Source organism: Rhizobium sp. R711 (genome assembly GCF_002211365.1).
Lineage (GTDB): Bacteria > Pseudomonadota > Alphaproteobacteria > Rhizobiales > Rhizobiaceae > Rhizobium.
The window spans coordinates 28632-50444 of record NZ_LOKZ01000036.1 but is presented as its reverse complement, the minus strand read 5'-3'; the positions used below and the strand labels follow the sequence as shown (position 1 = coordinate 50444).

Below are 21813 nucleotides of genomic sequence, written 5' to 3'. Positions count from 1 at the left end.
CCATGACACCCGTACGCCTTCGTCTGTCGCGTTCCGCCGGCTTCAACCTTCAAGCTTTGTCGAAGAAAACAAACGGCCTCGCTGCTGTGCATGTGGGCCGACCCGGTCCATGGGGAAATCCATTCATCGTGGGCAAACATGGCGACGCCGCCTATTGCGTGGACCTCTATATGGCGCTTCTCGCCGGTCTATTACGCGTTGGCGCAGATCCGGACATCGAGGCGCTGGAGCGAGCCCGCCTTTTCGTCAACGAGAACGCCAACGAACTACGCGGCAAGAACCTCGCATGCTGGTGCAAGCACGGCTCGCCCTGCCATGCAGACGTATTGCTGCAGGTTGCGAACCGGCCGCAGCGAAAATGCGAGGAAATCTAGCCATGGCACAGCCAGAGATTACACTGGAGCGGCTTGGCGAGATGCTGATTTTCGCGGCGAAGCTGGTCGATCGCAAAGGCCCGATCGCGCAACCGATCCTCGATCGCTGTGAGCGCGAATATTTGGCCGCAAAGCAACGGCAGGAAACGAAAGGCGGCAGCCAGCTCGATCGAGTTAGAAAATTGATGGGAGCCAATGCGCAAATTTAGGCATACTTTTTAGACTACTTTTCGGACTACATGCGTTTCACATGAGCACTTATAAAAACCTCAAACACCCTGCATCGCAAGGAAACTCCCCTACTTTAAAAATTGGAGCCAAGTCCGGCCCGGGGAGCCAGTTTCAAAGATAAGCGCCTGCTTTTGTTGATATTCCAAAAGCAGGTGTTTTCTTTCCCCACTTTTGAAATGCTTTCGAACGGTCGGCGCCTGGGATATTCGCACCGACGGCCGTGCGCTGTAGTGTTGCCCAGATTTAGCGCTTTGAACTCTTCACGTCCCAATTGTATCCTGAGGTTCGACGCATTGCGTGTCTCAAGGAATTGGAGAGGGGCAATAGCAATGAAACGCATGTTCCTTCTGGCCGCGGCGCTATGTGCGGTCGCTGCGCTGGCCGGCTGTCACAGTCCGACTCCCGATACCGATGTCAGACGGCCGGAAATTCCTGCGGGGAGTGCAACGGTGAGAGCCGGCTTGCTCCACGCGAAGCAGCAGCAACAGAAACAACAGCAGCCGCTGACCAATTTCCAGACCCGTTGCCAGCGAATGAACGACACCACGCATTGCCAGACGTCGAACTGAGCATCTTTCGATCATGGCTGGCTAACCATGAGAATCTCTTTTCCCACTCTCAGGTGTATCGCTAGATCAGCACCTTGCTCTTCGCCGACCAAGACCCTGCAGCCGTTCGGCCCAACGAATGGCGGCCCCACAAATCCCAGCTCCAGCACCTACGCGGGCGACTATACGAGCGGCGATAACGGCAAACCCGATCACTGTCGCCCCGGTTAACCCAACGCATCACGCCCCAGCCAAAGGCCATGGATTGCCGGGTGCGGCACATGCAAATTCGGGCGTTGATACCCCTGGCGGCGAGAGTGGCGCATCAATCAATGACGCTTGCCGCGAATACGATAACTGATCGGGCCGATATAGATGGCCTCCAAAAGGGCCGGGATAACCGGCCCTCCTCTTGCGCTGGAACCTCTCGAAAATTCTCCGACGACGGCCGAAACGTCTGTTCCGCGCGAGCCCCTGTTTCGTCGCAGGAGCAAAATGCCAATGCGAGATCGCCTAGCCGAATTTGGCGAATTTGTCACTGGCCAGGGACTTCGATTTCAGGTTAGACTATGCTGGTACACTTGCCGAAATGGCGCGAGCGCTTTTGGTCGGCACAGGAGCGTGTTCGCCCATTGGGCTTCGATAAACGCTTCGAACGCCTCTTGGAATTCTGTTTATTGTGAGCAGGCTTCCGCGGCTAGAAATATAGACGTCCGCCAGGTCGTCTTTGTCGCGGAGCTGACGAGAGCGGGTGGCGGCCTGTTGACAGATGACCTCCTGTCTGGCCGCCATCCGCCTCGTCTCTGCCTCAGACAGCAACGGCTACTCTGCCGGATGCGCCATACCTGGCCGTGGGTGCTTTTCCAACGGCCGCTCCCGCCAGCCGGTCGAGCGATTCACCAGCCAGAAATAGAGATTATAAGGCAGCAGATTGACGAGCTTCATCGTGTAGGTGAAACGCTTCGGGAAGGTAATCTCGAAACGCTGAGACTTGAGTCCCGCCGAAATCTGTTCGGCAGCCTCCTCGACCGAGACCAGCGAGGGCATGTGAAATTGGTTTCTCTTCGTTGCAGGCGTATCGACGAAGCCAGGATTGATGAGTTGGATGCGGATGCCCATCTTGTCGAGATCGAATTTCAGGCTCTCCGCCATGTTAATCAATGCGGCTTTCGTAGCGCCGTAAGCGGCACCGGTCGGCAGCCCGCCATAGCCTGAAACCGACGAGACGATGGCGATTTGCCCCTGCCCCTTCACCTTCATGTGCCTTACGGCCGGGACAAGGCAATTCACAACACCCTGCAGATTGACAGCAAAGCTCCGCTCAAAATCTGAAAGCTTCAACTCTTCCGCGTGGATAGGCAAATAAACGCCGGCGTTGAAGACCGCCAATGCCAGCGCACCGTACTCGTATTCGATTGAAGCAAGCACATGCTCCATGTCCTCGGGATTGGTGACATCACCATCGAGCACGATGATGCTGCCGGGCAGATCGGAAGCCTCAACCTGCAATTCGGCAAGCTTTTCATGATCGCGAGCGGTGACAGCCACCTTGTATCCGTCCCCCGCAAGCTTCAGTGCCAAGGCTCGCCCAATTCCTGAACTCGCGCCGGAAATCCAGGCTATTCCATGTTCAGGACGAGCGACGAAATCTTGCATGGCACATATCCTCCGGGCTGTGTTCTGAACGTCAAAACAGGTCCGGGAGTTCCTCGCCATCTCCCGGATTTAAGGCATATCACGCTATTGTGGCTGCTTTCAGCCGATCAGGTCGCCGATGATTTGGCGGAAGGAGCCTGTCAGCTTGATCGGCGCGTCGAGGACCGAAAACGCGACGCATGGACGGTTCTTTTCGGCAATCGGTCGATGGTCAACGCTCTCGTCGGCGACCGAGATATCACCGGGTCCGAAACGGCCGCGGCTGTCGCTGAATGCGCCATCCAGGATCAAGGTGAGTTCCATGCCCTTATGAGTGTGCGCTGGCAGCGCGCGGCCAGCCTTGATCCACATCAGGCTGACTTCGCAGCCATCGAGGTCGGTTGAGTATTGCTTGAAGCCCGGAAGCTTCGTTTTCCAGGGCACAGTGTCCAAGTCATAACCGACGAGATCGCGAATCGCTTTCGGGAAGAAACCTTTTTCCATCCGCAGATTCGTTGCTGTGTGGTTTTCGGCGGGCGGCGCGGAGGAGAAGACGGCCGCGAGCCGCGTAGCGCGGTCACCGATCGCAGCCTCCGGCATCTGCTCGAGAGCCTCGCCGGCCAGAGATTCGAGATCACTCACCAGCAAGCGATGATCCGGCTTCATTTCGAGATGCGATTCCACCAGCACTCGCGCCGGCTGAGGAAGAGATCCGGCGACATAGTGCGCCATCAGTACATCGACCGTGTCGATATGCTCGTGAACCATGACGGTTTCGGTCATTTCCGCTTTTAGAGATTGCTTTGTTGTCATCCGTACGTTGAAAGTCAATCTCCGGATCACAAGGGGCGCAGACGGCTCCGGTTCAATGCCCCTCGACCACGACGAAGTCTAATTTTATCGCTGCGCTCAAAGGGATGGAATAGCATTTCTTGCCAACCTAGCCTTGTGAAGGGAAAAGACCGTTCTTAAACTAAGCGTTCAAAAGAGGCAGAGTCCATGACCGTCCATCCGTCCGTTCTAGAGGCAATCGGCAACACCCCCCTGATCAAGCTCAAGGGCGCGTCGGAAGCGACCGGCTGCACTATTCTCGGCAAAGCGGAGTTCCTCAATCCGGGCCAGTCGGTCAAGGATCGCGCGGCGCTCTACATCATTCGCGATGCAGAGAAGAAGGGCTTGCTGAGGCCGGGCGGCGTTATTGTCGAAGGAACTGCCGGCAATACCGGTATCGGCTTGACCGTCGTTGCGAAGGCACTTGGCTATCGAACCGTCATCGTCATCCCGGAAACCCAGAGCCAGGAAAAGAAGGACGCCCTGAAATTGCTCGGTGCCGAGCTCGTCGAGGTGCCCGCCGTTCCCTACAAGAATCCGAACAATTATGTGAAGGTGTCCGGAAGGCTCGCCGAGCAGCTGGCGAAGACTGACCCGAACGGCGCGATCTGGGCAAACCAGTTCGACAACGTCGCCAACCGGCAGGCCCATATCGAAACGACGGCCCGCGAAATCTGGAACGATATGAACGGCAACGTGGACGGTTTCATCTGCTCGGTCGGCTCGGGCGGGACGCTTGCCGGGGTGGCAGCCGGCCTCAAGGCGTTCAGCAAGGACATCAAGATCGGCATCGCGGACCCTGATGGCGCCGCGCTCTACGAATTCTACAAGAACGGCGAACTCAAGTCGGCCGGCTCCTCAATTACCGAAGGAATCGGTCAAGGCCGGATCACGGCCAACCTGGAAGGCTTCACACCCGATTTTGCCTATAGCGTTTCGGATGCGGAAGCCCTGCCCTACCTCTTCGACCTCGTCGAGCATGAAGGTCTGTGCCTGGGTGGATCGACGGCGATCAACATCGCCGGCGCGGTGCGCCTTGCCAAGGAATTCGGCCCCGGCCATACCATCGTTACAATCCTCTGCGACTACGGCAACCGCTATCAGTCCAAGCTCTTCAATCCTGACTTCCTAACCTCCAAGGGCCTGCCCGTTCCGGCGTGGCTCGCCAAGACGCAAGACATACAGATCCCATACGAACCAGCAGCGTGAGACCCCATGCCCGTCAATGCCCTCTATCGTGACGATTTCTATCTTTCGACATGCGAGGCGGAGGTAACCGCCGTTCACGAAGACGGGGGCATCGAGCTGGATCAGACCTGCTTCTATGCGACGTCAGGCGGGCAGCCGGGCGATACCGGCTTTCTCGAGCGCGCCGACGGCAGCAAGATCACGCTCGGACAGACGAAGCACGGAGCAACCAAGGACATCGTCGTGCATGTGCCGTTCGAGGGCCAGGAACAGCCGGTCGTCGGTGAAAAGCTGGTGCTGCACGTCGACTGGCCGCGCCGCTATAAGCTGATGCGAATGCACACCGCCTGTCACCTGCTCTCCGTCGTCTGCTCCTATCCGATCACCGGTGCGGCTGTCGGCGAAGATGAGAGCCGCGTCGACTTCGACATGACAGAGACGATCGACAAGGACGACGTCACCGAAAAACTCATGGAGCTGGTACGGCAGAACCACCCGGTTTACCTGCAGTGGATCGCCGATGAAGAACTGGCGACCAATCCCGGCATCGTCAAATCCAAGAATGTTCGCCCGCCGATCGGGCTAGGCCGGGTCAGCCTTGTCTGCATCGGCGAGAACTCGGCGATTGACAGTCAGCCTTGTGGCGGCACACATGTCTCCGAAACTCAGGAAGTCGGTCAGATTCACATTGCCAAGATCGAAAAGAAGGGCAAGGAGAACCGTCGCTTCCGAATTCGCTTCGGCGCTCCCGGCGACGAAGCCTGAAGCCCAGGGAGAGCAGAATGAGCGAAGAAAAAAGCCGTTTCGTCGTTTCGGCCGATTGGCTGCAGGCGGAACTGGGCAAGGCGGACTTGCGCGTCCTGGACGCGTCCTTCTATCTGCCGGCACAGAAGCGCGATGCCGACGCGGAGTACGCCACCGGCCATATTCCTGGCGCCGTCCGTTTCGATCAGGACAAGATCGCGGATCACTCCATACCGCTGCCGCACACTATCCCGTCGCCCGAGCTTTTCGCAGCTGAGGTTGGCAGACTCGGGATCGGAGAAAACGATCGTATCGTCGTCTATGACGGGATCGGGATGTTCGCATCACCACGGGTCTGGTGGCTGTTTCGCGTGATGGGCGCGCGGCAGGTATACGTACTCGACGGCGGTCTCGACGGGTGGAAGTCAGAGGGGCGCCCGCTTGAGACAAGCGCGCCTCGCTACGACCCCAAGGTTTTCAAGCCGACCTATGACGCCTCGAAAGTCGTCACTCTTGACACAATGCGGGACATTGTTGCGAGCGGCGCGCTGCAGATCGCCGACGCCAGAAGTGCGGGCCGATTTGCAGCGCTCGAGCCCGAGCCGCGGGCCGGCATGCGCTCCGGCCACATGCCCGGTGCACGCAACCTGCCATCGGGCGTCTTCGCCACTCAGGGTCGCTTCAAGTCGCTGCCGGAGCTTAAGCGGACGATCGAGAACGCGGGCATAGATCTTTCGAAGCCAGTCGTCACATCGTGCGGTTCCGGCATCACTGCCGCAATCATTACGCTGGCGCTGGAGTCGCTGGGGCACACCGACAACAAGCTCTACGACGGCTCCTGGAGCGAATGGGGTGGCCGCGAAGACACGCCCGTCGTTACTGGCCCGCCGGAACCGGTCAAAGCCTGACGCGATGGTGAAGGCGCCCTCTTCTTTGAAAGCCCATATCACCCGCCTGGAAATGACGGCACCGCCGAAGGCAAGCCTCCCGGTGCCGATCAACATCCAGACGGCGATCATGCGGGCACCCGATATTCCGCTGCCCTTCTACCGCTATCTCTACCGCCAGGTTGGGGCCCGGTGGCAGTGGGTGGATCGTTTGCGGATGGCCGACGAGGATCTGGCCAAGACGCTTCACGACAAGCGCAACAATATCAGCGTCCTTTACGTCAATGGCGCGCCCGCTGGCTTCTATGAATACTTCGTCGAGGATGAAGAGACAATCGAACTCAGCCACTTCGGGCTCTTCGAGCGTGCGCTTGGTCTGGGGATCGGAAAATGGTTCCTGCTGCAGTCGCTCTACGCGATCTGGACGCTCAATCCGAAGCGGGTGACAACGACGACCAACAACCTCGATCACCCGCGCGCCTTGCAACTCTACCAGATGTTCGGCTTTTCACCGGTCTCCACCGGTTCGGGCATCGTCCGGCCTCTCAGCGACAAGGAACTTCTAGACCTGAGTAAGAAGGATTGGTGAGCCGGTCAGACGAAACCAAGCAAGAATCGGGTGGCGGGCGCAGGCGCAAGGGCGCATCTCATGGCAATTAGCAAGGAGATCCGCCATGACCGACATCCGCTTTTCCGCCATGCCCACTGCCGACGCTGAGAATCTCTGGAACGGCGGTAGAGACGCCTACGGTTTCTTGCCCGAGACAATGGTCTCAGATGGCCCAGGCCATCCCTGCCGTCATTGCCTGAAGAACATCGATGATGGCGAGGAACTGCTGATTTTTGCATACCGGCCTTTTCCCGAGCTTCAGCCCTATGCTGAGACCGGTCCGATCTTCCTCCACACGCAACCGTGCGAGCGCTATGCTGCGGCAGAGGTCCCGCCGCCGGTCTTGACCAGCCCGGATTTCATCGTGCGCGGCTACAATGCCGAAAACCGCATTGTTTACGGCACGGGCGCTGTGACACTGACGCCCGATATCGGCTCCTATGCCGCCCAGCTCCTGGAGCGGACGGACATCGCCTATGTGCACGTGCGCTCGGCGCGCAACAACTGCTATCAATGCCGCATCGACAGATGACAGCAAAAAGGGCCGGTCGCATGAGAATGCGACCGGCCCTGCCTCACGTGACGCGATGGGATTTACGCTACGTTCAGTACGCTTTCCGGTGCGTAGGCTTCATAGCCCAGAGCTTCGGCCACCGGCTTGTTGGTGACACGGCCCTTGTGGATGTTGAGACCGTTCCTGAGGTGACGATCCTCCGCGATGGCGCGCAGCCCACGGTCGGCAAGCGCCAGACCATAAACCAGCGTCGCATTGTTCAGGGCATGCGCTGAAGTGACCGGCACCGCGCCTGGCATGTTAGCGACGCAATAATGCACCACGTCATCGACAACATAGGTCGGTTCGGAATGGGTCGTCGCATGCGACGTCTCGAAGCAGCCACCCTGGTCGATGGCGACGTCAACGATGACAGAGCCACGCTTCATGCCCGACAGCATTTCACGGGTGACAAGCTTCGGTGCGGCCGCCCCCGGAATGAGCACAGCGCCGATAACGAGGTCGGCCGAAAATACTTCCTCTTCCAGCGCCTGAATGCTGGAATAGCGGGTGTGGACACGACCGCCGAAGATGTCGTCGAGCTGGCGCAGACGCGGAAGAGACTTATCGAGGATGCTGACGTCGGCACCGAGGCCCGCCGCCATCCTGGCTGCATGCAAGCCGACCACGCCGCCGCCGATGACCGTAACCTTGGCCGGCAGCACGCCGGGTACGCCGCCGAGCAGGATGCCAAGGCCGCCATTCGCCTTCTGCAGCGCGGTCGCGCCCGCCTGGATTGACAGGCGTCCGGCGACTTCGGACATCGGCGCCAGGAGCGGCAGGCCGCCGCGATCATCAGTTACAGTCTCATACGCAACAGCGGTGACGCCGGAAGCAAGGAGGCCCTTGGTCTGTTCCGGATCAGGGGCGAGATGGAGATACGTATAGAGAATTTGGCCGTCGCGAAGCTGCGCCCACTCGGAGGGCTGCGGCTCCTTAACCTTTACGATCATGTCACACTTCTCGAAGATTTCCTTGGCCGAGGCAGCAATCTTTGCGCCAGCGGCCGCGTAGGCGGCATCATCGGCACCAATGCCAGCGCCTGCCTTGGTTTCAACCCAGACCTCATGGCCATGAGCGACATATTCACGAACGGATGCAGGTGTCAGGCCGACACGATATTCATGATTCTTGATTTCCTTCGGGCAACCGACACGCATTGGGCGTTCCTCTCTTTTTGTCCGCTTGGCGGAGTGTTTTGACGAGGAAATCCAACCACCACAGCCGCGAAATGTCCTTGCAAAGAAGGTTTGCACCGACGCTGATTTTCGAAGATTATTGCAAATTCGAGCAAATAATCGAAAGTTCTTCGAATGTCCGAACTCGACACCATCGATCTTGCGATTCTGAAGACACTTCAGTCCAGCGCCCGCATCACTAATGCCGATCTTGCAGCCAAGGTTGGTTTGTCGGCATCGGCCTGCTCTCGGCGGCTTGATATCCTGGAAAAGAGCGGTGTAATCAGCGGCTATCACGCGCACGTCTCTCACAAGTCATTCGACTATAAGATGATCGCGGTGGTGCATATCTCCCTATCCGGTCAGTTTGCGAAGACGCTTTCGGAATTCGAGGCCGCCGTTAAACGCTGTCCGAACGTTCTCGTCTGCTATCTGATGTCAGGCGAATATGACTACATTCTCCGTGTTGCCGCCCGCGACCTCGAGGACTACGAGCGCATCCATCGCGACTGGCTCTCGGCGCTTCCGCACGTTGTTAAGATCAATTCGAGCTTTGCCCTGCGGGAAGTCATCGACAGACCAAATGTCGGGCTCTGACTGAAGAGCCAAAAATCGCCAGACAGTTCTTGCATCGGAGTGGCAGCTTCGTTACCCCTTGCCTGATCCTCCGCAGCAAGACGCACGCATGAAATCCAAGACCCAAGGCTATATCTTCGTCCTGCTCGCGATCACCATTTTCTCGCTGCAGGACGGCATCTCGAAGCATCTGGCATCCGCCTACCCGCCCGTCTTCATCACCATGATCCGCTACTGGGCCTTCGCCGCCTTCACCGTAGCGCTTGCTAGCAGGATGAGAGGTGGCTTGAAGCAGACGGCGAAAACCAGGAGGCCGCTGCTGCAGCTGATCCGGGGTATTTTGCTGGCCGCCCAGGTTGTCGTCGTCATCAACTGTTTTGCGCTGATCGGCCTTGCCCACTCACAGGCAATCTTCTCAGCGACGCCGATTCTGATTGCGTTGCTCTCGATGCCCATCCTCGGAGAGCGGGTCGGCTGGCGTCGCTGGACGGCGATTGGTGCGGGTCTCGTCGGGGTGCTGCTGATCCTCAAGCCGGAAGGCGGGTTCTTCGACTTTAAGCTGCTACTTGCCGTCTTCTCGTGCTTCCTCTTCGCCTTCTACGTCATCGCCACGCGCCTCGTCAGCAGGGACGATTCGGCCATGACAAGCTTCTTCTATACGGGCGTCGTTGGCGGCATCGCCATGTCGCTGGTCGGTCCCTTCTATTGGACCTGGATGTCGGGCTGGGATTGGGGATGGATGGCGCTTGTCTGTCTGACCAGCATATCGAGCCACTATTTTCTCATTCGCGCCTACGACATGCTGGATGCAGCGGCAGTTCAACCGCTGACGTATCTACAGCTCGTCTATGCATCGATCATCGGCGTATTGATCTACAATGAGAAGCTGAGCCTGAACATGATCGTCGGCTCGGCAATCGTCGTCGCGGCAGGCATCTTCACCGTATGGCGGGAACATGTCGTTGCACGCAGGTCACGTTCGCAATCGGCATCTCCACAATTTTAGATCGAGCTATTAAAGCATTCTCAACGTTCGCCTCATAGAATTCATCCGTATGTTTCTGGTGGAGCGTAACATGCAACGCAATCTGAATATCATTACCCGCAAGGCCGAGCGCCGGTCCTGCCGCATATTCGGTAAGGTCCGCTACCTCACCAAAGAAGTGGATGCTCGCATCCTCGACATGTCGATTACCGGCATGGCCGTCGAAATCCGGGCGCCGATTCATGCCGCCTCCGGCAGCCGTGTACAGATTCTTGCTGATGATCTGGGCACGCTGCAGGGCATCATCCGCTGGAGCCACAATGGCCGTCTGGGAATTCAGTTCGATCCGAACTCCAATGCCCGTGCGCAGGTGGCATCATACTTCCGATTCTTCCACAAGGAAGTGAAACCGGTCCTGACACGATAATTCCCCTGTCATTTTCAGGGTTTACTCCTTCGCAAATCACCCTAGTCTCGCCTGCGGGGCCGGGCGATCAGTGATTTTCGAAGGAGTTTTCATGTCTTCCATTCTCGATCTGCCGCCAATGACCCGCCGCTCCTTGCTTGGCGGCCTTGCCGCGACGTCCGCACTGATCCTGCTTCATCCCTTTAGCGCGCGCGCAGCCGCCAATCAGGCTCATCTGCGCCTGATGGAAACGACGGACATTCACGTCAACGTCTTTCCCTATGACTACTACGCCGACAAACCGAACGACACGATGGGGCTGGCGCGCACCGCGACGATCATCGACAACATCCGCGCGGAAGCTGCCAATTCGCTGCTGATCGACAACGGCGACGTGCTGCAGGGCAACCCGATGGGCGACTATATGGCCTATCAGAGCGGCATGAAGGACGGCGACGTGCATCCAGTCATCAAGGCCATGAACACGCTCGGCTACACCGTCGGCACACTCGGCAACCATGAATTCAATTATGGCCTCGACTTCATGTTCAAGGTGCTGAACGGGGCGAACTTCCCCTTCGTCTGCGCGAACCTGACGAAGGGCCAACTCGCGTCCGACCCGACGAAGGATGAGCTGTTTTTGAAGCCGTACATCATCGTCGAAAAGACCATCAAGGACGGCGCCGGTAATGAAAGCCCGGTCAAGATCGGCTTCATCGGCTTCGTCCCGCCGCAGATCATGCTTTGGGACATCAAGAACCTTGAAGGCAAGACGCAGACGCGCGACATCGTTGAGGCAGCCAAAGCCTGGGTACCTGTCATGAAACAGGAAGGCGCGGATATCGTGATCGCGCTTTCGCATTCCGGCATCGACGGCGCCGCCCCATCCGAGAAGATGGAGAATGCATCCCTGCATCTTGCCGCAGTCGACGGGATCGACGCGATCTTCACCGGGCACCAGCATCTCGTCTTCCCCGGGCCGAAGACCTGGGACGGCGTTCAGAACGCCGATCCGGTGAAAGGCACCTTGCACGGCAAGCCGGCGGTGATGGCGGGCTTCTGGGGCTCCCATCTCGGCCTGATCGACCTCCTGCTGGAGAAGGACGGCAAAGGCTGGAGGATCGTCGACTTCACCTCCGAAGCCCGACCGATCTACCACCGCGATGACAAAAAGAAAGTCGTCGCCGACGTCGCGGACAAAAAGGACGTTATCGACGCCGCAAAGGCCGAGCACGAGGCAACGCTCGCTTATGTGCGTACCCCGGTCGGCAAGACCTCGGCGCCGCTCTATTCCTATTTCGCGCTGGTCGCCGACGATCCTTCCGTTCAGATCGTTAGCCAGGCACAGACCTGGTACATCAAGCAGATGTTGGCCGACACGGAATACAAGGACCTCCCGGTGCTTTCGGCGGCAGCACCCTTCAAGGCCGGCGGTCGCGGCGGCGCGGACTACTATACGGACGTGCCCGCCGGCGACATCGCGATCAAGAACGTCGCTGACCTCTACCTCTATCCCAACACGGTCCAGGCCGTCGCCATCACTGGCGAACAGGTGAAGAACTGGCTGGAAATGTCAGCCGCCATGTTCAACGAGGTGAAACCGGGATCCAAGGATGCGGACCTGCTGAACAACGCCTTCCCATCCTACAACTTCGATGTGATCGACGGCGTCACCTATCAGATCGACCTATCGCAGCCGCGCAGGTTCGATGATGACGGCAAGCTGATCAATGCCGATTCAAACCGCATCCAGAACCTGCAATTTGACGGCAAGCCCATTGATCTCAAGCAGAAATTCGTGGTCGTCACCAACAATTACCGCGCGGGCGGTGGTGGCAAATTTCCGGAAATTGCTGCCGACAAGGTCATCTTCCAGGCGCCCGACACGAATCGCGACGTCATTGTCCGCTTCGTCCACGAGGAGGGCACGATCAATCCCTCGGCCGACGGGAACTGGACGTTCAAACCACTGCCGGGGACGACAGCCGTCTTCCAGAGTGGTCCGAAGGCCAAGCAATTCCTCGCGGACGTGAAAAGCGTCAAGATCGAGGACGCCGGCGAAGGCACCGACGGCTTCTCGAAGTTCAGGCTGATACTCTAGATGTGAGCTTCACGAGGGCGCGGGAAATCCGCGTCCTCTTACTCGGCGGCAATCGGCAAATCAGGCGGCGACAGCTCGGCCAGTTGAGCTGTAAAATCGGCGTGCCTGGGACATTGCTCGAGCCTCACCCGAAACGCATCGATCATCCAACTCGCTGCCGGACCCGGCGGGCTGGCGGTCCGTCTCATGGCGTAGATCGGATATTCTCCCTGCTCGAAAGCCGGCAAGTCGAGATGGACCAAAGCACCGCTTCTCAGATCGTTGCGAATAAGCGAGGCGGGCAAGCCGCCCCAACCCAGCCCACCGCGAATGAGAGAGTGTTTCGTCGCAACGTCGCTTACCCGCCATGTTTTGTAGGAAAGCACATTGAAATCACGGCCTTTTGTTAAGCCCGATGCATCCGTCACCACCAACTGCGTCTCCTCGCGGACATCCGCCAGGGTCAACGGTCTACCGATCTTCGCGAGCGGATGATCATGTGCGGCAACGGGCATCATGAAGGAGTGTCCTATTTGTTCTGCAACAAGCGCGTCATGTTGCTTGAGCAGAGCGCCGCCAATGCCAATCGTTGCCTTGCCGCTCAAGACGAGATCCATCACCACGCCAAGTTCGCCCACCGTCAAACTGAGCGCCACGGACGGGAATTTGTCACGGAACCCGCGCAGCACGTCGACGACCGCGTGCGACGGCACCATGACGCTGATCGCGACGGAGACTTCGGCCTCCAGCCCTTCCTTCAGCCCTTTCACGCGGGCGCGCATTACCTCGAGATCGGAGACAAGCCGCCGCGCATCTTCGAGGAGCGCCTTGCCCGCCTCCGTCAGCTTCGGCTGCCTTGCGCCGGAGCGCTCGAAAAGCGGCACTTCCAATTGAGCTTCAAGGTTGGCGATCGTGTAGCTGATGACCGATTGAGCACGGTTTAGCGAGCGCGATGCGGCCGAAAAGCTGCCCGTTTCCGCAACGGTGAGGAACACCTGCAACTGGTCGAGTGTGGGATTCGGAAGCATCTTCCATCCAATCTATCGATGATTTCGATCGACATTATCACAGTTTTTTCGATAGTCAGCCAGACCTATTTTCTGCCTCGAAACAGCGGCTCGAAGCTCCCTACAAGAGCCGAGAACTCCAATTCGAGAGGAAATTCAATCATGTCTTCCATCCTGCTTCTGACGTCCAGCCCGCGTGCAGACTCGCTTTCCACCACGATCGCCGTTGACCTTGTCGAAAAGATCAAGGCCCAGCAGCCAGGCAGCGCCGTCGTTCGTCGCGACCTCGCCGCCAACCCGCTGCCGCACATTGATGATCTCTTCACCGCTGCCATCCGCAAGCCCGCCGATGACCGCACCGCCGCCGAAGCCGCAGCCGTGAAGACGTCGGACGAACTCGTTGCTGAACTGCTTGCAGCCGATACGATCGTCATCGGTACCGGCCTCATCAACTTCAACATCTATTCGTCGCTGAAGACCTGGATCGACAACGTCGCCCGGGCCGGCCTTACCTTCAAGTACACCGAAAGCGGCCCGGTTGGCCTTGCCACCGGCAAAAAGGTCTACGTCGTTCTTGCTTCCGGTGGCGTCTACTCGCAGGGTCCGGCAGCTGGCATGAACCACGCGGTTCCGTATCTGAAGTCGGTCCTCGGCTTCCTCGGTATCACCGATATCGAAACGATCTACGTTGAAGGCCTCGCCTTTGGTCCGGAAGCTGCCGAGAAGGCAATTGGCGCCGCAAAGGCCCGCGCCGAGGAAATCGCCCTCGCCGCCTAACAGGTGTCAGAATTGATGTTGAAACGGCCGGAACTCACCGGCCGTTTTCATTTTGTGCAGAAGTCGTTCACGAAGACCTTTACGGTATCGAGTATCTCGCCGGCAAAGGCTTCATCGTTCGAGATCCGGGCAAGACCCAACGCGCCTGTCATGAGGCAGGACGCAATAATCGCCTGGCGGCGGGCTTCTGCCGCGTCCGTGGGGTTCATCCGCGCCTGCATGTTGCGCATGTTCGTTTTTATTTGGTCGGTCGCGAGCGACCGACATTTCTCGCCGCTGCGCGCCATATCAGCCGCGAGGGCCGCGAACGGGCAGCCGCCGGCCGTATCGTCTCGATGTTCCCCGCTCAGGTATGTCGCCGCATACTCCTGCAACGTAATGTCCTCCGGAGCCCGCCCTTCCGCCCGGACCTTCGCGGACCAGGCGCCGAAGGCCGATTGCATCGCTTCGGCCACCAGTTCGTCACGCGACGCGAAATGCTTGTAGAAGCCGCCGACCGTCAGCCCCGCCTCCTTCATCAGATCCGCGACGCCCACGCCTTCCAGCCCCTTCTCGCGCAGACGTCTCGAAGCGATCTCAACGATCCTCTCGTGCGTCTTCCGTTTATCCTGCTGTGAGTGACCCATGAAAATTCTCTCCGGCACTTATTGACGCATGAGGATTATAATCGTAATCCTTGAGGATATTGATCATAATCCAGATCGCGAAAGTTTCCAATAGGAGTCATTCAATGCGCCTGCAGAACAAGGTCGCCCTCATCACGGGCGGAAACAGCGGTATCGGTCTTGCCACTGCCAAGGTCTTCCTTGACGAGGGGGCGAGGGTGATCATTACAGGCCGCAATCCCGAGACCCTCGCGGCCGCCGAGAAGGCTTTGGGCAGCAACGTGCTCACGCTGAAGCTCGACGTGACTGATGTAGCTGCCACGGAACGGGCATTTGCGGAAGCAGCTGCCAAATTCGGGAAGTTTGACGTGCTTTTCGCAAATGCAGGGATCGGTGGCGCCACTCCGTTGGGCGCAACGTCGCTGGAGCAGTTTAACACCATTATCAACACGAACCTCACGGCCGTCTTCTTTACGGTCCAGGCCGCGCTTCCGCATCTGAACGACGGCAGCTCCGTCATCCTCAACGGATCGGTGCATTCGGTGCTTGGTGCGCCCGGCTGGTCGGCCTATGCCGCTACGAAGGGTGCGGTACGTGCCATGACCCGCAACATGGCTTCCGAGCTGGCCCCGCGCGGCATCCGCGTCAATCAGGTCACGCCGGGTGGCACCAAAACACCGATCTGGCAACCAATGGCGTCGACGGCGGATGCAATGTCCGCGCTTGAGGCCAGGCTGGGCGGCATGAGCCCGCTCGGACGCATGAGCGAAGCGGAAGAGATTGCCAAGGCTGCGCTCTATTTTGCCTCAAGCGACTCGAGCAACGTCACAGGGATCGAAATTGTGGTCGATGGCGGCGCGACAAGCGCACCCTCCGGCGCCAAGATATTCCGCGCCAGTTAAACGCTAGCCGGTCTTCACAAGGCCAGGCTTGCCAACAACGCAATTGCGGCCGCCTTTCTTTGCCTGATAGAGCCTTTCATCCGCGGTCGAAAGAACAGTTGTGAAGCTTACTCCGTCGGTGTCGGCTGTCGCCACACCGACGCTGACGGTAACGGGCTTGCCATCCGGCGTCTTCACGCTGCTCGCAATCGTCCAGCGCAAGCGCTCGGCAAGTCGCATTCCCTCGGCATGGTCGGTTGCCGGGCAGACCGCGACAAATTCCTCGCCACCAAAGCGGAAGACACGGTCGGCCGATCGCAAAATGGTCCCTAAGCGAAGCGTGATCGCCTTCAACACCTCATCTCCCTGCAAATGCCCGAAGCGGTCATTGACCTCCTTGAAATGGTCTGCGTCCAGAATGATCACCGTAGCGAACTGCCCTTGCCGCAAGGCTTCGCGGACCATGACCGGCGCTTCCATTTCCATGCGCGTGCGATCGTAAACGCCGGTCAGAACGTCCCTGCCCGTCCGGTTCAGCAGATCGTTGTAACGCTCACGAAAGGTCAGGTCGCTGAAGATATCGCTGATCGGCCGCATGCTCGCCGGAATACCGTCGCGGCGTATCCAAATCTCGTAGACTGCAAAGAGCACGGTGTAGACACAGACGGCGAACATCTTTGCCCTCCACCCGTCCCAGAAGGCGGAGGCCGGAATCTCAAGGAAATAGTGCAATGCACCGAAGAACCCGATCTGATCGAAAGTCAGGAGGACGAAGCCACAGATCATGAAGCGTAAAATGATCCTGTGCCTCAGATAGCGACCGAGGCGCTCGTACATCAAGATGATGCCGATGGAATCGAGATACAGGAGCGTTGTGCCCCACACCATGAGCCAGCCCATTTCCTTGAGGAAATCGAAGTTCGCTCCGTCGCCGCGGGGGAGATCGATCGGCGTATGCAACTGAAGCAGCCACGCTACGGCCACCGTCAGGATGTTGCCGAGAAACAAGCCGTAGATCGGTTGGCGAACCGTAGCGGCATCTTCTTGCAAATACAGCATCAGGATCATCATCAGCTTGCCGGCGAAGAACACCGACGAACCGGGCGACGCAACGCCGAATGGCAGCGCCACGTAAAACACTGCAGCAAGATAAGTTTCCATGAAATGCATGACGCCGAGGGCAGTGAGAAACACGCCCAAGCCGAGGCGATGACGGAAATGCAAGAGCGTTACCATGAGCGTGAAATAGCCAACAGCTTCAATGGCAAACAGCAGCAGGTTAAAGGCTTGCATCAGGCGCCTCTCGCATCAGCGCCCGAGACGGCGCCGCGCCAAGAATCAGCGGCTGCGAACATGAGTGGCTGTCTGTGTGTATTGTAAGGCACGTGGTTGTCCTGCAAGGCTCCAGACACCAAGATTCCTCGCAATCCTTTAAGATTACGTGAGGATTAATGCCGTCAAGTCTGACACCGAAGAAGCGGTGTCAGAAGCCAGGTCAGACCTGGCGAACCTTTGCGCCATCGTTGAATAACGATGGACCATTCTGATCGATGATCTGCTGTGCTTTGCGCACCGTGCACTCGATCGCATCGTCGGAGGACCCGAACATGTCGGCGCGAATGAAATTGCGTATGAGGACTTCCCCACCTACCGTCTTCTCGATCCGGCCGGCAAGGCGATACTGGCCACCTTCCTTCTGCGGCTCGGCGTAGATCGTGCAGTCGCCGTAGAGCTGCGGCTCGGAAGAAACGCCTGCCGGGGCGTCAGCCGATTTGCCACCGCCTGAAAACCTTGAGAAAATGCTGGAGAAGATCGAAGCCATACTTCGCCTTTATCATGGCAGCTCGTGCCGGAAAAGTTAAATGATGAGGTTTGCAAGGATCTCGTTTTCGGTGATGTCCTCGAAGCCAATGGCGGCGTTGTCGAAGTTCGCGATGAGTTGCGCGAAATTCTCGGGCGCCTTGGTCTCAATACCGATCAGCACCGAGCCGAAGTTGCGTGCTGTCTTCTTCAAATATTCGAAGCGAGCGATATCGTCGTCGGGGCCGAGCAGATTCAGGAAGTCACGCAAAGCGCCCGGTCGCTGCGGCATTCGCACGATGAAGTACTTCTTCAAGCCGGCGTAGCGCATCGCGCGCTCCTTGACATCGGGAAGGCGCTCGAAATCGAAGTTGCCGCCAGAAACGACGGCGACGACAGTCTTTCCTCTGAGCACTTCCGGATCCATCGCAGCGATCGCGGTCAGCGACAGTGCCCCTGCCGGCTCGAGAACAACGCCCTCTACATTCAGCATCTCGCTAATGGTCACGCAGATCGCGTTCTCCGGCATCAGCATGACCTGTTCGGTCGGGAACCTTTCCAAGGCCGCGAAGTTCAGATCGCCGATCCGCGCCACGGCCGCACCGTCGACGAAATTGTCAACCTTGGTGAGCGTCACCACGCCCCCCGCCTCAATGCTTCGCTTCAAGCTCGGCGCTCCAGCCGGCTCCGTAAAGATGAAGCCGGATTTTGGCAAAACGCCCTCGAGATAGCCGGTGATGCCAGCCGCGAGGCCACCGCCCCCCACAGGCATCACCACCAAATCAGGTAGCGTTCCCCCAGGCAGCTGTTGCAGAATTTCCGCAGCAACTGTCGCCTGCCCCTCGATGATATCGGCATGGTCGAACGGCGGTACCATCACACCGTCGATCGCCTCGACGTGATCGCGGGCGGCCTGGTAGCACTGATCGAAGAAATCACCGGTCAGCTTAATCGTGATGAATTCCGCGCCAAAGATGCGTGTCTTGTCGATCTTCTGCTGCGGCGTCGTTACCGGCATGAAAACAACACCAGGCACTCCGAAATAGCGGCAGACAAAGGCGAAGCCCTGAGCATGATTGCCGGCCGAAGCACAAACGAAGGTCTTGCCGCCAGCACCCTCGGCGATCGCCTTCCGGAAGAAATTAAACGCTCCGCGAATCTTGTAGGAGCGCACGGGCGAAAGGTCTTCGCGCTTCAGCCAGATGTCCGCGCCATAGCGCGCAGACAGGTGCTCGTTCAGTTGCAGTGGCGTTTCTGGAAAGAGGCTGCGCATGGCCACCTCGGCGCTCTCGACATCCTGTCTGGTCACGATCGTTCGTCCATTCCTGTTTCGCTTTCGCTATCGCACAAGTGGGAGGAGCAAAAAAGCCCATATCCACCAATATTGTTTACTTCAAAAGTCACCTTTTAACTCAAATCTCTAGATCCCCGGTCGGATAACGCAATTGTGCGCTATCAATTCGCCCGCGATGCGGCTAAATCACTCTGATGATCTCGAGCAAATTTGCAAAGCCGGTTGCCTGGTTGCTTCTCGCGGCCATTATTTTCGTCACGCTGTCACCGATCGGACTGCGGCCGCATACCGTGACCTCGGTCAATCTCGACCGCGCACTCGCCTATGTGTTGGTCGGCTTCATGTTCGCACTGGCCTATCCCAGGCATTGGCTCGCTGTCGCCGTGCTCTTGATCGTTGGCGCATTTGCAATCGAATATCTTCAATATCTGTCGCCAACGCGCCATGCGCGCCTGCACGATGCGCTCGTCAAGATCCTCGGCGCATCTGCGGGAATATTCGCGGCCCGCGTGTACGCAAAATCCGCAGCTGGCGCCTCATAAATACCCACACCTATCCCGCTCTTCTCACTGGTTCGGCTTGGTTGACTTAGCGCAACTCGGAATGGGATAGTACCATCCAACTTTCGTCAATGGTTTACATCGGATGCCGACGACATTGCGCATCATCTCGCTCTCTACTATCCCTCCACGTTTCTCCAAGCTTGCACCGACACTTAACAGCCTAATAAAGCAGAACGGCGCGGTGGATGAGATCCGGCTCTACGTTCCCAAACGATATCGGCGGTTTCCCGACTACGATGGATCGGTTCCGTCAGTCCCCACCGGAATCACGATAGTTCGCCCTGAAGAAGACATGGGACCTGCGTCCAAGGTGTTGTTTGCCGCACGCGAGTTCCGCGGGAAAAAGGCACAGATTCTATTCTGTGATGACGACAAGATGTTCTCGCCTAATTGGGCCTCTCAGTTGTTCGCGGCACAGGACGAGCGACCAACAGAATGCGTAGCCCTCATCGGCAAGGACGTGCCGACCCATATAGCGAAACCCTCCGCCTTCGTGCCGAAAGCAGTGCGGAGGCGGAGAATGGATCTTTTGCTCCGCGCCCGCCGACTACGGCATAAGGTCGCTTCCATGGTCTTGCGTTTGGACCAGCCGAAACCGATGCGAAGGCTGGTTGCAAAGGGGGGCTATGTGGATGTGCTTCAAGGGCTCGGTGGTGCCGTGGTGCGTCCGGAGTTTTTCGATGACATCGCATATGACATCCCTGATGTCATATGGGCAGTTGATGATGTTTGGTTGTCAGGCATGCTTGCGCTGAAAGGTATCCCGATCTGGCTCCCTGCTGGGCTGGAAGAACCACAGACGACCGCAGCACACGATGTCGCCTCACTATACCTCGCCACCATCGAGGGTGCGCGTCGCAGCGAAGCCAATCGCCGGTGCATCGAGTACATGCAGCAGCATTTCAATATATGGCAGTAAATTGCACCACGATTGGTGCGCAGAGCTTCCCAAAACAGATTCGCTAAGTTATTGGGATCGTTGAACGCGAGCGTGGCGAAACTGGTAGACGCAAGGGACTTAAAATCCCTCGGCCTTAGGCTGTACGGGTTCGATCCCCGTCGCTCGCACCATCATGCCGGTCTCCACCAACTCCGGCGAACCCGCCATTGCCCTTTATCATCGCTTGCGAATGTGCTTCTATGCGCGCGCCAGAAGGACCGCGGTTGGGGCTGCGCATAGTTGTAAGCTTGTCTTGTGGGAGTAAGGCGATGGTTTACGATTGGGATGGCACGAGAACGCGACGTCTCAAATTGCTCCGGGCGGGAACGACATTCATGATCGCGGTTGCGATTGTCGGCATACCGCTTCTTTTCTGCGCAGCGAAACTGCACGAACTTTACGGCTGACGCAATCGGCTACTCTGGTGTAAGCGGGCGCGACCCCGATGGCCGCGCCTATCACTGAAGGGAGCCGGTCAGCCCAGCTTGGCAGCAATCTTGGCGACGTGAGCGCCCTGATACTTGGCCGCTTCCAGCTCGATTGCGGAAGGCTGACGCGATCCGTCACCGTCCGTGATGGTCGACGCGCCATAGGGCGAGCCGCCCTTGATTTCATCAACGCCCATCTGGCCCTGGAATGCATAGGGAAGGCCGGCGACGATCATGCCCTGGTGCAGGAAGGTTGGAATGAAGCCGAGAATGGTGGACTCCTGACCGCCGTGCTGCGTTGCCGACGAGGTAAATACGGAGCCCACTTTGCCGACCAGCTTGCCAGAAAACCAGAGGCCGCCCGTCTGATCCCAGAAATTGCGCATCTGCGAGGCGACCGTCCCGAAGCGCGTACCCGCACCGACGATGATTGCGTCGTAATCGGCAAGTTCGTCGACAGTGGCGATCGGAGCAGACTGATCCATCTTGTAGTAGGACGCCTTGGCGACCTCTTCCGGAACCAGCTCCGGAACACGCTTGACGGTGACTTCCGCGCCAGTCGACCTTGCGCCTTCGGCAACGGCGTATGCCATCGTTTCGATGTGGCCGTAAGCCGAGTAGTAGAGCACCAGTACCTTAGCCATTACCTATCTCCATCAATTCTATTTGAATTCGTAACGGCTGGAGTCTTA

At 58.2% G+C, this 21813-nt stretch carries 24 protein-coding genes, 1 tRNA gene and 1 pseudogene; 17 read left to right on the top strand and 9 right to left on the bottom strand.

Features of this window, described 5'->3' with window-relative positions; all coding sequences use genetic code 11:
• Window positions 1-2: 2 nt before the first annotated feature.
• From ATY80_RS23775 to ATY80_RS23765, 3 genes are all read left to right on the top strand, one after another.
• On the top strand, window positions 3-374 hold the full coding sequence (locus ATY80_RS23775; protein WP_088694770.1) for a DUF4326 domain-containing protein: 372 nt from the start codon (window positions 3-5) through the stop codon (window positions 372-374).
• Entirely contained in the window at window positions 359-583 is a 225-nt protein-coding gene (locus ATY80_RS23770) for a hypothetical protein (RefSeq protein WP_088694769.1), read from the top strand. Before ATY80_RS23775 ends, ATY80_RS23770 begins: the two co-directional genes overlap by 16 nt.
• A gap of 351 nt (window positions 584-934) precedes the next feature.
• On the top strand, window positions 935-1174 hold the full coding sequence (locus ATY80_RS23765) for a hypothetical protein (protein ID WP_088694768.1): 240 nt from the start codon (window positions 935-937) through the stop codon (window positions 1172-1174).
• Window positions 1175-1975: 801 nt separating this feature from the next.
• On the opposite strand, the gene ATY80_RS23750 is transcribed toward ATY80_RS23765, so the two are convergent.
• Window positions 1976-2809, bottom strand: a complete 834-nt coding sequence (locus tag ATY80_RS23750) for an SDR family NAD(P)-dependent oxidoreductase (protein ID WP_088694767.1) — start codon at window positions 2807-2809, stop codon at window positions 1976-1978.
• Between the two features lie 99 nt (window positions 2810-2908).
• Window positions 2909-3571, bottom strand: coding sequence for a ChrR family anti-sigma-E factor (locus ATY80_RS23745; protein WP_088694952.1), 663 nt, complete (start codon window positions 3569-3571; stop codon window positions 2909-2911).
• Window positions 3572-3787: 216 nt separating this feature from the next.
• Here ATY80_RS23745 and ATY80_RS23740 point away from each other — a divergent pair, with 216 nt between their 5' ends.
• From ATY80_RS23740 to ATY80_RS23720, 5 genes are all read left to right on the top strand, one after another.
• Window positions 3788-4828, top strand: a complete 1041-nt coding sequence (locus tag ATY80_RS23740; protein ID WP_088694766.1) for a cysteine synthase A — start codon at window positions 3788-3790, stop codon at window positions 4826-4828.
• Between the two features lie 6 nt (window positions 4829-4834).
• Window positions 4835-5572, top strand: a complete 738-nt coding sequence (locus ATY80_RS23735; protein WP_088694765.1) for an alanyl-tRNA editing protein — start codon at window positions 4835-4837, stop codon at window positions 5570-5572.
• Window positions 5573-5589: 17 nt separating this feature from the next.
• Window positions 5590-6459: a 3-mercaptopyruvate sulfurtransferase gene (gene sseA / locus ATY80_RS23730; RefSeq protein ID WP_088694764.1), complete on the top strand. Its 870-nt coding sequence runs from the start codon at window positions 5590-5592 to the stop codon at window positions 6457-6459.
• A gap of 4 nt (window positions 6460-6463) precedes the next feature.
• Window positions 6464-7027, top strand: a complete 564-nt coding sequence (locus tag ATY80_RS23725) for a GNAT family N-acetyltransferase (RefSeq protein ID WP_088694763.1) — start codon at window positions 6464-6466, stop codon at window positions 7025-7027.
• Between the two features lie 85 nt (window positions 7028-7112).
• Window positions 7113-7580: a DUF1203 domain-containing protein gene (locus tag ATY80_RS23720; protein WP_088694762.1), complete on the top strand. Its 468-nt coding sequence runs from the start codon at window positions 7113-7115 to the stop codon at window positions 7578-7580.
• 62 nt (window positions 7581-7642) lie between these two features.
• Here the strand turns inward: ATY80_RS23720 and ald are convergent, their stop codons facing one another.
• Complete coding sequence (gene ald, locus ATY80_RS23715; protein WP_088694761.1) at window positions 7643-8761, bottom strand: alanine dehydrogenase; 1119 nt, start codon at window positions 8759-8761, stop codon at window positions 7643-7645.
• 153 nt (window positions 8762-8914) lie between these two features.
• Here ald and ATY80_RS23710 point away from each other — a divergent pair, with 153 nt between their 5' ends.
• The 4 genes and pseudogenes from ATY80_RS23710 (at window position 8915) to ATY80_RS23695 (ending at window position 12847) form a co-directional block, all read left to right on the top strand.
• Window positions 8915-9376, top strand: a complete 462-nt coding sequence (locus ATY80_RS23710) for an Lrp/AsnC family transcriptional regulator (RefSeq protein WP_088694760.1) — start codon at window positions 8915-8917, stop codon at window positions 9374-9376.
• Window positions 9377-9464: 88 nt separating this feature from the next.
• Complete coding sequence (locus tag ATY80_RS23705) at window positions 9465-10361, top strand: DMT family transporter (protein WP_088694759.1); 897 nt, start codon at window positions 9465-9467, stop codon at window positions 10359-10361.
• A 70-nt stretch (window positions 10362-10431) separates the two neighbouring features.
• Window positions 10432-10758: pseudogene (locus tag ATY80_RS23700) on the top strand (PilZ domain-containing protein); the annotation flags it as partial.
• Between the two features lie 100 nt (window positions 10759-10858).
• The gene (locus tag ATY80_RS23695) at window positions 10859-12847 is read left to right on the top strand and encodes a bifunctional 2',3'-cyclic-nucleotide 2'-phosphodiesterase/3'-nucleotidase (RefSeq protein WP_088694757.1); all 1989 of its coding nucleotides are present in this window, start codon (window positions 10859-10861) and stop codon (window positions 12845-12847) included.
• Window positions 12848-12885: 38 nt separating this feature from the next.
• On the opposite strand, the gene ATY80_RS23690 is transcribed toward ATY80_RS23695, so the two are convergent.
• Window positions 12886-13854: a LysR family transcriptional regulator gene (locus ATY80_RS23690; RefSeq protein ID WP_088694756.1), complete on the bottom strand. Its 969-nt coding sequence runs from the start codon at window positions 13852-13854 to the stop codon at window positions 12886-12888.
• Between the two features lie 141 nt (window positions 13855-13995).
• On the opposite strand from ATY80_RS23690, the gene ATY80_RS23685 reads away from it, so the two are divergent.
• Window positions 13996-14610 (top strand): FMN-dependent NADH-azoreductase, encoded by a 615-nt coding sequence (locus tag ATY80_RS23685; protein WP_088694951.1) that lies wholly within the window; start codon window positions 13996-13998, stop codon window positions 14608-14610.
• A gap of 47 nt (window positions 14611-14657) precedes the next feature.
• On the opposite strand, the gene ATY80_RS23680 is transcribed toward ATY80_RS23685, so the two are convergent.
• Complete coding sequence (locus ATY80_RS23680; protein ID WP_088694755.1) at window positions 14658-15236, bottom strand: TetR/AcrR family transcriptional regulator; 579 nt, start codon at window positions 15234-15236, stop codon at window positions 14658-14660.
• A 104-nt stretch (window positions 15237-15340) separates the two neighbouring features.
• On the opposite strand from ATY80_RS23680, the gene ATY80_RS23675 reads away from it, so the two are divergent.
• On the top strand, window positions 15341-16117 hold the full coding sequence (locus tag ATY80_RS23675) for an SDR family oxidoreductase (RefSeq protein WP_088694754.1): 777 nt from the start codon (window positions 15341-15343) through the stop codon (window positions 16115-16117).
• 3 nt (window positions 16118-16120) lie between these two features.
• On the opposite strand, the gene ATY80_RS23670 is transcribed toward ATY80_RS23675, so the two are convergent.
• The 3 genes from ATY80_RS23670 to ilvA all read right to left on the bottom strand — a co-directional run bounded on the left by ATY80_RS23670 (window position 16121) and on the right by ilvA (window position 19205).
• Complete coding sequence (locus tag ATY80_RS23670) at window positions 16121-17392, bottom strand: GGDEF domain-containing protein (protein ID WP_189637261.1); 1272 nt, start codon at window positions 17390-17392, stop codon at window positions 16121-16123.
• A gap of 199 nt (window positions 17393-17591) precedes the next feature.
• Window positions 17592-17918, bottom strand: coding sequence for an HlyU family transcriptional regulator (locus ATY80_RS23665; RefSeq protein WP_088694752.1), 327 nt, complete (start codon window positions 17916-17918; stop codon window positions 17592-17594).
• A gap of 36 nt (window positions 17919-17954) precedes the next feature.
• Window positions 17955-19205 carry a threonine ammonia-lyase gene (gene ilvA / locus ATY80_RS23660; protein ID WP_088694751.1) on the bottom strand — a complete coding sequence of 417 codons (1251 nt, stop codon included), beginning with the start codon at window positions 19203-19205 and terminating at the stop codon, window positions 17955-17957.
• Between the two features lie 179 nt (window positions 19206-19384).
• On the opposite strand from ilvA, the gene ATY80_RS23655 reads away from it, so the two are divergent.
• From ATY80_RS23655 to ATY80_RS23645, 3 genes are all read left to right on the top strand, one after another.
• Complete coding sequence (locus ATY80_RS23655) at window positions 19385-19732, top strand: VanZ family protein (protein ID WP_088694750.1); 348 nt, start codon at window positions 19385-19387, stop codon at window positions 19730-19732.
• Window positions 19733-19847: 115 nt separating this feature from the next.
• A complete protein-coding gene (locus ATY80_RS23650; RefSeq protein WP_245306921.1) occupies window positions 19848-20672 on the top strand; it encodes a glycosyltransferase family A protein in 825 nt (274 codons plus the stop codon).
• 66 nt (window positions 20673-20738) lie between these two features.
• A tRNA-Leu gene (locus tag ATY80_RS23645) sits at window positions 20739-20824 on the top strand.
• 344 nt (window positions 20825-21168) lie between these two features.
• Here the strand turns inward: ATY80_RS23645 and wrbA are convergent.
• Complete coding sequence (gene wrbA, locus ATY80_RS23640; protein WP_088694748.1) at window positions 21169-21765, bottom strand: NAD(P)H:quinone oxidoreductase type IV; 597 nt, start codon at window positions 21763-21765, stop codon at window positions 21169-21171.
• Window positions 21766-21813 lie beyond the last annotated feature (48 nt).